12 protein-coding genes are annotated in these 10,179 nt (G+C 66.6%); 8 read left to right on the top strand and 4 right to left on the bottom strand.

The window, feature by feature from the left end; genetic code table 11:
- Positions 1 to 312 precede the first annotated feature (312 nt).
- Positions 313 to 627: a hypothetical protein gene (locus tag BM197_RS15945; protein ID WP_090713326.1), complete on the top strand. Its 315-nt coding sequence runs from the start codon at positions 313 to 315 to the stop codon at positions 625 to 627.
- 36 nt (positions 628 to 663) lie between these two features.
- Here the strand turns inward: BM197_RS15945 and BM197_RS15950 are convergent, their stop codons facing one another.
- Complete coding sequence (locus BM197_RS15950; protein WP_090713328.1) at positions 664 to 1,542, bottom strand: PHP domain-containing protein; 879 nt, start codon at positions 1,540 to 1,542, stop codon at positions 664 to 666.
- Positions 1,543 to 1,619: 77 nt separating this feature from the next.
- Between BM197_RS15950 and BM197_RS15955 the strand changes: the two genes are divergently transcribed.
- Positions 1,620 to 2,642 carry an endonuclease/exonuclease/phosphatase family protein gene (locus BM197_RS15955; protein ID WP_090713330.1) on the top strand — a complete coding sequence of 341 codons (1,023 nt, stop codon included), beginning with the start codon at positions 1,620 to 1,622 and terminating at the stop codon, positions 2,640 to 2,642.
- Between the two features lie 70 nt (positions 2,643 to 2,712).
- Complete coding sequence (locus BM197_RS15960) at positions 2,713 to 4,182, top strand: aminopeptidase P family protein (RefSeq protein ID WP_090713332.1); 1,470 nt, start codon at positions 2,713 to 2,715, stop codon at positions 4,180 to 4,182.
- On the opposite strand, the gene BM197_RS15965 is transcribed toward BM197_RS15960, so the two are convergent.
- Complete coding sequence (locus BM197_RS15965; RefSeq protein WP_245762590.1) at positions 4,167 to 4,667, bottom strand: YflT domain-containing protein; 501 nt, start codon at positions 4,665 to 4,667, stop codon at positions 4,167 to 4,169. The two genes, BM197_RS15960 and BM197_RS15965, sit on opposite strands and share 16 nt — an antisense overlap.
- Positions 4,668 to 4,755: 88 nt before the next feature.
- Here BM197_RS15965 and BM197_RS15970 point away from each other — a divergent pair, with 88 nt between their 5' ends.
- From BM197_RS15970 to BM197_RS15985, 4 genes are read left to right on the top strand one after another with little or no spacing between them, the layout of a single operon-like run.
- Positions 4,756 to 6,042, top strand: coding sequence for a magnesium transporter MgtE N-terminal domain-containing protein (locus BM197_RS15970; RefSeq protein ID WP_090713334.1), 1,287 nt, complete (start codon positions 4,756 to 4,758; stop codon positions 6,040 to 6,042).
- 52 nt (positions 6,043 to 6,094) lie between these two features.
- Positions 6,095 to 6,547, top strand: a complete 453-nt coding sequence (locus BM197_RS15975; RefSeq protein ID WP_090713343.1) for a DUF1003 domain-containing protein — start codon at positions 6,095 to 6,097, stop codon at positions 6,545 to 6,547.
- Entirely contained in the window at positions 6,534 to 7,697 is a 1,164-nt protein-coding gene (locus BM197_RS15980) for a P-loop NTPase (RefSeq protein ID WP_090713336.1), read from the top strand. The genes BM197_RS15975 and BM197_RS15980 overlap by 14 nt, the downstream gene beginning before the upstream one ends.
- Positions 7,698 to 7,699: 2 nt before the next feature.
- Complete coding sequence (locus BM197_RS15985) at positions 7,700 to 8,566, top strand: hypothetical protein (RefSeq protein WP_090713337.1); 867 nt, start codon at positions 7,700 to 7,702, stop codon at positions 8,564 to 8,566.
- Between the two features lie 26 nt (positions 8,567 to 8,592).
- Here the strand turns inward: BM197_RS15985 and BM197_RS16500 are convergent, their stop codons facing one another.
- Positions 8,593 to 9,042, bottom strand: coding sequence for a twin-arginine translocase TatA/TatE family subunit (locus BM197_RS16500; RefSeq protein WP_218151884.1), 450 nt, complete (start codon positions 9,040 to 9,042; stop codon positions 8,593 to 8,595).
- Between the two features lie 84 nt (positions 9,043 to 9,126).
- Here BM197_RS16500 and BM197_RS15995 point away from each other — a divergent pair, with 84 nt between their 5' ends.
- Complete coding sequence (locus tag BM197_RS15995; RefSeq protein ID WP_090713339.1) at positions 9,127 to 9,756, top strand: O-methyltransferase; 630 nt, start codon at positions 9,127 to 9,129, stop codon at positions 9,754 to 9,756.
- Positions 9,757 to 9,829: 73 nt separating this feature from the next.
- On the opposite strand, the gene BM197_RS16000 is transcribed toward BM197_RS15995, so the two are convergent.
- On the bottom strand, positions 9,830 to 10,179 hold a 350-nt coding region (locus BM197_RS16000), incomplete at its 5' end, for an integrase core domain-containing protein (protein ID WP_143095088.1).

The following is a 10,179-nucleotide window of genomic DNA, read 5'->3' on the forward strand; positions in this document are numbered from 1 at the left end:
CTGAACAACGGCAACGGCACCCTCAAACCCATCAACAAAGTGATCGACAACTTTGCATACACGGCAGGCGGCTGGCGAGTTGAGAAACACCCCCGCTTCCTCGCCGGTCGAGGTTCAATCGGCGGTTAGCGAGCCGGGACGGCCGCCTCTCACCGGGAACAAAAGGAAGCGCCCATTAGTGTCAGCAATATGCGGTCAACGATGCGGGTCCTCATCACGACGTGCCTGGTGCTGTGCTGTGTCGGCTGCACGGCTCCGACCACCGGCCCATCGGTACCATCAACTCAGTCGCCATCAGAGAAAGGCAGCACCATGACCGAACTCGCGACCTGCCTCATCGGACGCTGGATGCACTCGCACGAAGAGGACACCGATACGACGGAGATCTATCGCCCCGAAGAGTATGCCTTCCCTCCCGCCCGTGGCCGCACCGGTTATGAGTTCATGCCCGACGGGCAAGCGATCTACATCGGAATCGCCGCCGCTGATGGGTCGACTGAAACGCACGGACGCTGGGAACTTGACGCCGACGACCGGGTGAGCGTTACGGCAGAGGACCCCCGCATCGAACGGAGGGTGCTGCACGTGCAGGACTGCTCTCCGGACAAGCTGGTCCTGAGCCGCTGAGCCGACGACCGTCGCTTCTCCGCCTGATTCGCTGGGCTAGTCGCGGTTCGGATACACCGGCGCCGACCCGGTCCCGGCGTCGATGATCGCCTGCACGACAGCGTCCGGCGTCGTGTTCTCCCCCAGCCGATTGGGTTTCCCTTCGCCGTGGTAGTCGCTGGACCCGGTGAGCACGAGCCCGAACTTATCAGCGAGTTCCCGAAGACGCACCTTGCCGTCCTCGGTGTTCTCACGGTGGTCGATCTCCAGCCCGAACAGTCCCGCATCGACCAGTTCGGCGAGGTGTTGCTCGTCGATCATGGCGTCGCGGCCCCGGGTGGCGGGGTGGGCGATCACCGGCACTCCCCCGGCCGCACGCACCAGGCGCACCGCCTTGAGCGGATCGGGCGCATAGTGAGGCATGTAATACCCGGTCCGTGGGTGCAGGATGCCGGCGAACGCTTCACTGCGGGTGGGCACGTGACCGCGGGCAACGAGAGCGTCGGCGATGTGCGGCCGGCCAACCGTCGCTCCCGGGGTGGTCTGGGCGACGACATCATCCCAGCTGAGACGGTAGTCGGCGGCGATCCGCTGCACGATCGACTCCGCCCGGCGCAGCCGGGACTCACGGATGCGCGCCGTCTCGGAGTTCAGGGCCCCGTTGTCCGGATCGAACAGGTAAGCCAACAGGTGCACGCTGTGAAAGCCGGCCCTGGCGCTGAATTCCATTCCGGGAATGAGCGTGATGCCCGCGTCGGCTGCGGTGACGGATGCCTCGTGCCAGCCGGCTGTCGAGTCGTGATCGGTGAGCGCAACAACCCCGAGCCCCGCCGAGGCGGCCTGGCGGACGACTCGCGAAGGCGACTCGGTGCCGTCTGACACGCGCGAATGGGTGTGGAGGTCCGCAGGCCCGGCGAACAAGGGACGAACTGGCATTCTCACAGTGTATGGCTCGCGCCGCACCAGCCGTTTTCGGGCTAATCCCAGTCCCGTGTCGATAGTGTGGCTGAACCATGCTCAAAGTCCTCGGCGCCATCGCCACCGTGGGAATCGCCGTCGCGCTCCTCGTCCTCTCCGTACCGCAATTCTTCGGATTGCAGACCACGGCCGTCGTCGCGCAGATCGCCTCGATGAGGTCGCTGGCGGTCGTGGCCGGGGCGCTGGCAGCCGTCGCGTTCGCTCTTCTCGCCCTTGTGCGCCCGTTTCGTGCCTTTGCCGGCACCGTGGTCGTCATGCTGCTCGTTTTCGTCGTCGGCAACACCGCGATCGGGGTGTACCGAGGCCTCGGCAACACGGAATTCGCTGAGCCGACCCCGGACACCGTGACGGTGCTCAGCTGGAATACCCTCGGCGACGCACCCGGCGCTGACGCGGTCGTGAAACTCGCCATGGACTCCGGCGCCGACGTCATCTCGCTCCCTGAGACGACACAGGCGACCGGCATTGAAATCGCCGAGACCATGCGCGCCGAGGGGCGCCCGATGTGGGTGCTCACCGAATGGTTCGACCAGATCTCCCCCGCGCGATCGACCACCGTCCTGATCAGTCCCGAGCTCGGTGACTACGTCAAGGTCACGAGCAACGAGAAACGGGACGACAACACCGCCGTCCTCCCCACGGTGATCGTCGAACCAGTCGACGGAGACGGCCCGACAATCGTTGCCGCCCATGCCGTCGCACCCATCTCCGGTCATATGGAGAACTGGCGCAACGACCTCGCCTGGCTTGCCGACCAGTGCCGCACAGACAACGTCATTATGGCCGGCGACTTCAACGCGACTCTCGACAACATGGCGGGGCTCGGTGCCACCGACGGCGCCGCGCTCGGCGACTGTATCGACGCGGGGAAGGCGTCGGGCAACGGGTCAGTGGGTACCTGGCCCACGAGCATCCCGGCCCTGATCGGGTCGCCGATAGACCACGTCATGGCAACCCCCGACTGGAAGACGACGGGGATGCGTGTGGTCACCGAGACGGACGGCACAGGCAGTGACCACCGACCGGTGATCGTCCAGCTCACCCGCACCGCGCCTTAACCGGCAGCGCCCCGTAACCGGCGGCAGCGCTCGAGCACCGCAGCACCGTTCGCGGTGGGAGAATGAGTCCATGCAGACCGCCAGGAACACTCCAACCACGACGAGCACGAGCACCGGCGTCGCGCGGGCCGGTGAAGAAACCACCAGTGAAGAGCCGCGTGGCACGTCGAACCGGTCGACCACCCCGGCGTCAACGCAGTTCCAGGAGTTCATCGGCTCCCAGTGGGCTGACCGGGTCGACGAACTTCCTGCCCCGCGTGAACAGGCGCGCTACGCGGCCGAGCGCCGTGCCCGTATCTCAGCGGCGTTCCCCGGCAAGCGCGTCGTCATCAACGCCGGCGCGCTGAAGCAGCGGTCCAATGACACCGACTACCCGTACCGCGCACACTCGGCCTTCTCGCACCTCACCGGGTGGGGCTCGGACTCCGAACCGGATGCCGTACTCGTGCTCGACCCGACGGACAACGGTCACGACGCGACACTGTACTTCCGTGAGCGGGCCGACCGCACATCCAACGAGTTCTACGCCAACCCCGCCATCGGAGAATTCTGGATCGGCGCGCGTCCCTCCCTTGCGCAGGTCGCAGCCGACCTCGACCTCGCCACCGACCACATCGACCGTTTCGAAGCGACGGATGCCGACCTCATGGTCGAGCAGGATGACGAGCTGACGACGTTCGTCTCCGAGCTGCGGCTCGTGAAGGATGAATTCGAGATCGCACAGCTCCGCCTCGCCGTGGATGCCACAGCGCGCGGATTCGACGACGTGATCGCCGATCTCCCGCGCATCTCCGCACACGAACGGGGTGAGCGCGCTGTCGAGGGCGTGTTCTACACCCGCGCACGGCTCGACGGTAACGCCGTCGGATACGACACCATCGCGGCCTCAGGGGCACATGCGTGCATCCTGCACTGGACCCGCAATGACGGCCCGGTGACGCCAGGCGATCTGATCCTCCTCGACGCCGGCGTTGAAGTCGACAGCCTGTACACGGCAGACATCACCAGGACCCTCCCGGTCAACGGCCGGTTCACCCCCGTTCAGCGCGCCGTCTATGAAGCCGTCCGCGAAGCAGCAGACGCCGCCCTCGCGATCGTCCGCCCGGGCATCATCTTCCATGACGTGCACGCCGAGGCCATGAAGGTCATTGCGAAGCACACGGCACAGTGGGGCATGCTCCCCGTGTCAGCCGAAGAGTCGCTCGAAGCGTCGAACCAGTTCCACCGCCGGTACATGGTGCACGGCACGAGCCACCACCTCGGACTCGACGTGCACGACTGCGCGGCGGCGCGACGTGACATGTACCACGACGGCGAGGTGAAGGCGGGGATGGTCTTCACCATCGAACCTGGCCTTTACTTCCAGCCGGACGACCTCACCGTCCCCGAAGAGTTCCGCGGCATCGGCGTGCGGATCGAGGACGACATCCTCGTCACCGACGACGGCGCCGTAAATCTCTCGGCGGGAATCCCCCGGACGGCAGACGAGGTCGAGGCCTGGATCGCCAGGCTCCACCGGGCGGGTTACAGCTCGGTCTGAGACCCGCCGAGCACGTTCCTGGCGCGGTTCGCGAGTTCCGGCGAGACCGTCACCGCGTAACTCGTCGCGAGAACCTGCATGACCGAGGTGAAGTCGCGGCGACGGCGATTGACGGCGTACGAGACGATCGTGAACATCATGCCGAAGGCGGCGCCGATGAGCACAGCGGCGCCGACGAAGACGAGGTCCGATGCCGGGTTGATGATCACGAGGAGCAGACCGAAGAACAAACCGAGCCACGCCCCGCTGAGTGCGCCAGCGCCCGCAGCGCGGCCGTAACTGAGCTTTCCGGTCACCCGTTCGACGCTCTTGAGCCCGTCGCCCACGATCGACACCTGTTTCACCGGGAAGTCAGCCTGGGCAAGCCGGTCGACGGCGCGTTGCGCCTCGCTGTACGTGTCGAAGCTTGCGACGGTCTCACCGCGGGGAATGACGGTATCGAGGGGGCTGCGGGACAGGCCGCGGCGCTGCTGTTGGTTGCTCACCCCACCATTCTCCCATCCGCACCCGGGAATCCGCCTCTGACCGCGGCGTCCATCCCCGCCACCGCACTGCGCGCACTAAGTTAGAGGGGTGAGTGGCACGAGAGTTTTCGTCGCCCGGCTGGCCGGGTGCACCGTTTTCGACCCAGCGGGCGACCGCGTGGGCAAGGTGCGCGACGTGCTCGTGGTATACCGAAAGAACGATCCTCCCCGCGTCGTCGGGCTCATCGTCGAGATCCCCGGGAAGCGGCGGGTTTTCGTCTCGATCGGGCGGGTCACGTCGATCGCGTCGGGCCAGATCATCACCACCGGCCTGATCAACGTTCGTCGCTTCGAGCAGCGCGGCGGCGAAATCCGTGTGATCGCCGAGCTCCTCGGGCGCAAAGTCGACTTCGTCGACGGTTCAGGCGAAGCCACCATCGAGGACGTCGCCATCGAAGAAGTGGGTCCGGGCGACTGGGCGGTCGGCCAGTACTTCGTCCGCCGGCCCAAGGCGTCATCGAGCCCGTTCGCGAAGGGGACGACGGCGTTCGCGACCTGGCGGGAGATCCGCGAACGGCAGACCGGCAGTGAAGCGCAATCCGCTGAGCAGCTCATCGCCACCTATTCGGACCTCAAGCCGGCCGACCTGGCGAACACGCTGCTCGACCTCCCGCAGGACCGCATGATCGAAGTCGCCGAGGAGCTCTCGGATGACCGGCTCGCGGATGCCCTCGAGGAGATGCCCGAAACCGACCAGGTCCACATCCTCACCGAGCTCGGTGACGAACGCGCCGCAGACGTCCTCGACCACATGCAGCCAGACGATGCTGCCGACCTCGTCGCGCAGCTCCCCGCCGACCGCGGCGAGCGGCTGCTCCAGTTGATGGAACCAGAGGAGGCAGAGGACGTCCGGATGCTCCTGGCGTTCGCCCCGGACACTGCCGGTGGCCTGATGACGACGGAGCCCGTTATCCTCTCGGCCGACTCCACGGTTGCCGAAGCGCTCGCTCTGATCCGCCGCCCCGAGCTTCCGCCCGCGCTGGGCGCGGCGGTCTGCATCACCCTGCCGCCGTACGAGCCTCCGACCGGCCGATACCTCGGCATCGTCCACTTCCAGCGGATGCTCCGTTACCCGCCGCACGAACGGCTCGGCTCGATCATGGACCAGAGCCTGGACCCGGTCACAGCGAAGGCATCCGCGGCAGAAGTGTCACGCATTCTCGCGAGTTATGACCTTGTCTCGGTTCCGGTCGTGGATGACAACCACCGGCTCGTCGGGGTGGTGACAATTGACGATGTCCTCGACTACCTGTTGCCCGAAGACTGGCGAAGTCAGAACGACGACGATTCAGTAGCGACGCACAGACCACAGGGAAGGAGGCCAGCTCGTGCCTAAGATCCGCAGGAACGAAGTACGCCTCGACGCCCCGAAGGGCCTTCGCACGTCGATGCTTCCCGGCCGCAATCGTGAGTCAAGCGACCGCTTCGGCCGGTTCACCGAGTGGGTCGCCCGCAAGATGGGAACCCCCGGCTTCCTTTTCGGGCTCTCGGCCTTCTGCCTCGTGTGGATCGCATACAACACCTGGGGACCCGATGAGTTCCGGTTCGACTCGGCCGCTCTCGGCTTCACGGCGCTGACCCTCATCCTGTCGTTGCAGGCGTCGTATGCCGCACCGCTCATCCTCCTCGCCCAGAACCGCCAGGACGACCGGGACCGGGTGCAGATCGAGCAGGACCGACAGCGCTCGGAACGCAACCTCAACGACACCGAATACCTGGCACGAGAGGTCGTCGCCCTGCGCCTGGCCATGAAGGACATGGCGTCGAAGGACTTCATCCGCCAGGAACTCCGCTCTCTGCTGGAGGAGCTCGAGAGAGACAAGGACGATGTCCAGCGCTGAGCTCGAAGCCCGCGTCACCGCCGCTCTCGGCCGGGTGATCGACCCGGAGATCCGCAAACCGATCACCGAGCTGGGCATGGTCGCCGGAGTCGACGTCGATGACGCCGGTGCGGCATCCGTCGCGATCGTGCTCACCATCGTCGGTTGCCCCGCAGCGACAGCGATCGAGCGGGATGTCACCGCAGCCGTCGCCGGTGTCCCCGGCGTCACATCGACGAGCATCGCCGTCGGGGTGATGACGCCGGAGGAACGTCGAGCACTCACCGACCGGCTCCGCGGTTCCAAAGCGGCGCGGGTCATGCCGTTCGGCCCCGATTCGCTCACCCGTGTGATTGCCGTCACCAGCGGCAAGGGTGGCGTCGGCAAATCGACGCTCACCGCGAACCTCGCCGTGGAGCTCGCCTCACGGGGGCTCACCGTCGGGATCGTCGACGCAGACGTGCACGGTTTCTCGATCCCTGGCCTGCTCGGGTTGACGGATGCCGCGGCCGCCGCTGGCGCGATCACCCGCCCCACCCAGGTCGGAGACCTGATCCTCCCGCCTGTCGCGTTCGGTGTGAAGGTGATCTCCATCGGCATGTTCGTCGAGCCGGGGAGCTCGTCGGCCGTCGCCTGGCGCGGACCGATGCTGCACCGCACCATCACGCAGTTCCTCACCGACGTGTACTTCGGCGACCTCGACATCCTGCTCCTCGATCTTCCCCCCGGGACCGGTGATGTGGCGATCTCGATCGGGCAGACGCTCCCCCACGCCGACGTCATCGTGGTCACCACCCCACAACCGGCAGCGGCGGATGTCGCTGAGCGCAGCGGCATCGTCGCACGGCAGACCGGCCAGCGGGTGATCGGTGTGGTCGAGAACATGGCCGGCCTCGTGCAGCAGGACGGCAGCATCCTCCCCCTCTTCGGCGAAGGCGGGGGTGCGGAGGTGGCGAAGCGGCTCAGCGCCGCCAAGGACGCTCCGGATGTGCCGTTGCTCGCCTCGGTTCCGATCAGCGTGCCCCTCCGCTCCGGAGGGGATGCGGGAATGCCGGTGGTCCTGAGCGACCCGCTCGACCCGGGCAGCGTCGCCATCCGCACTGTCGCCGACCGGCTCGTCGCCACCGGCCGCGGGCTTGCGGGCCGCAAGCTGGGCCTCGCCCCGGTGTAGTCGTGCTCCGTCGGAAGCACGGCCGCCTGGGCGTTCTCGCTTGGTGCGCGGCCGTCGTCGTCGTCGCAGGCTGCGCTGCGGCCGCACCGCCGGAACTCCCCGACGGCGTTCGGGTCGAGGTGCTGCAGGGCCGCACCGACTACACGAGCGGAACCCTCGTCATCCGCGTTCTCAACGAGTCGGGCTCCGATCTGGAGCTTGAAAGCGCACGGCTGTCCTGGCCCGGATTTTCGGAGCCAGCAGTCTGGGAGCGCGGCACCACGGTCCGCTCAGGAACCACCGTCGACCTGCGTGCGTCGGTGCCTCAGGTCGTGTGTGACGACGGCGCGCCCGCTTCCGGCCCGACAGCCGAGCTGGGCTTCCGAGAGGGCGACCGGCGGGCGACGGCCATGGTACCGGTCACCGACCCACTCTCCACGCTCGACCGATTGCACGGCGCCGGGTGCATCGCCGGGCAGGTCGACCGGGTTGCCACGGTCACGGTCGCTTCCCCCGTGATCGAGGGCGCCGGGCGAAACTCGGTCGCCGTGGTTTCGCTGACCCTCAGCCCGACGGGCGCAGACGGGCGGGTCGACGTCGACGGTGTGTCGTCAACGCCGCTGTTGCTTCCGGATCCGGCGACGAACTCGAACGCCGCCGACTGGGCGCTGGACCTGGGCGTCGACGCGGCATCCGGTCCGGTGACCGCCGAGCTCCGGATCGTCCCCGCCCGCTGCGACGCTCACGCCATCGCCGATGACAAAGTCGGGACTGTGTTCGACGTCGCGGTTCGCCTGTCCGACGGCACAGCCGGCGAATACCGGGTTGTCCCGGCCGAGGGGATCCGTGAGGAGCTCCTCGACTACGTGCGCACCGCCTGTGGGCTCTGAGCTGCCCGTCGGGTCGAATCAGGCGGTCAGGTCGATTCTGGATCGAACGGGGGCGGCGCAACACTTTCCCCCGCCACGATTCGCCGGCGACGATCGATCGCCCCCTGTGTCACAAACGGGGATGACGCGGCACCGGGCACCGTTGAGTCCGACGCCACCGCGGCCGCACCCGCTGCCGCGACAGCCGACGGCGGCTTGATCACGGGTTCGACTTGCGGTGTGTCATCGAGGAGGGCCTCGCGGATGATCCGGCGCGGGTCGTACTGCCGCGGGTCGAGTTTCTGCCAGTCGACCTCGTCGAACTCCGGTCCCATTTCGTCACGCATGCGGTCCTTTGCCCCGCGCGCCATGTCGCGCAGGGACCGGATCAGCTGCGCGAATTTCGCCGCATAGCCTGGCAGCCGCTCAGGCCCGAGCAGAAAGACAGCGATCACCCCGATGATGAGCAGCTTCTCGAACGTCAGGCCAAAGAACACGAGTTCAGACTATCGCGACGCGCCTTGCAAAATCCCGTACATTCCGCCGGTACTGTTGTGCCAACCACTATCGGGAGCGCAGAAGTGTCAGAACAAGATTCGAACTGGAAGTACGCCGACTACATCGTCACCGAATCTGAGGCGATCGCAAAGGCACGAGCACAGTCACTCGAGCTCGGCATCGAACCCCTGTCACCGGCCGTGGGCGCCCAGGTCGCCGTGCTCGCTGCTGCAACGAACGCGGTGAACATCGTCGAGATCGGAACGGGAGCCGGGGTCTCGGGGCTGTGGCTCCTGCACCCCTCCTCCCGGTCGGTGCTGACCTCCATCGACTCCGAAGTGGAACACCTCGGCTATGCCAGGCAGGCGTTCTCCGACGCGCGGATCGCGTCCAACCGAGTACGTCTCATTACCGGCAGGGCTCTCGATGTCCTTCCCCGCATGAATGAGAACTCCTACGACGTGGTCTACGTCGACGGCGATCCCGCGCAGGTGATCGAGAACGTCGAACACGGTCTCCGGCTCGCCCGCAGCGGCGGCACTGTCCTCGTGCCGCACGCTCTCTGGCGCGGCCGGGTGGCCGACCCGGCGCAGCGCGACGACGTCACGAGCGCCTTCCGCACCCTGGTCCAGGAGATCGCCTCATCAACGGCCGTCGTCAGTGCGCTGTCACCGGTCGGCGACGGACTGCTGCAGATCACCAAGCTCGACTAGTCCCACAAACGACAAAAGACGCGGATGCGTGTGGTCAGTGACCACCGGCATCCGCGTCTTCGTACAAGAGGAACTAGCTGTACTGCACAGGCAGGTTAGTTAGCCGGCTAATGGGTGGGTGGCCTCCGATGGCGGTGTGGGGTCTGTGGTGATTGTATTCGTGGAGCCAGGCCGGGAGCGCGTTCCGGCGGGCTGATTCCGTTGGGTAGTGCTTGCTGAATGCCCAACCGTCGGCGAGAGTGCGGTGGAAGCGTTCGATCTTCCCGTTCGTCTGTGGACGGTAAGGGCGGGTCTTCTTCGCTTTGACGCCAAGCTCGGAGCAGGTGTCGCGCCAGAGGTGAGATTTGTAGGCAGAGCCGTTGTCAGAAAGCACGCGTTCGACCGTCACGCCGCGGGCGGCGAACCAGGACACTGCCCGGCGCA

Source organism: Mycetocola miduiensis (assembly GCF_900115155.1).
Lineage (GTDB): Bacteria > Actinomycetota > Actinomycetes > Actinomycetales > Microbacteriaceae > Mycetocola_A > Mycetocola_A miduiensis.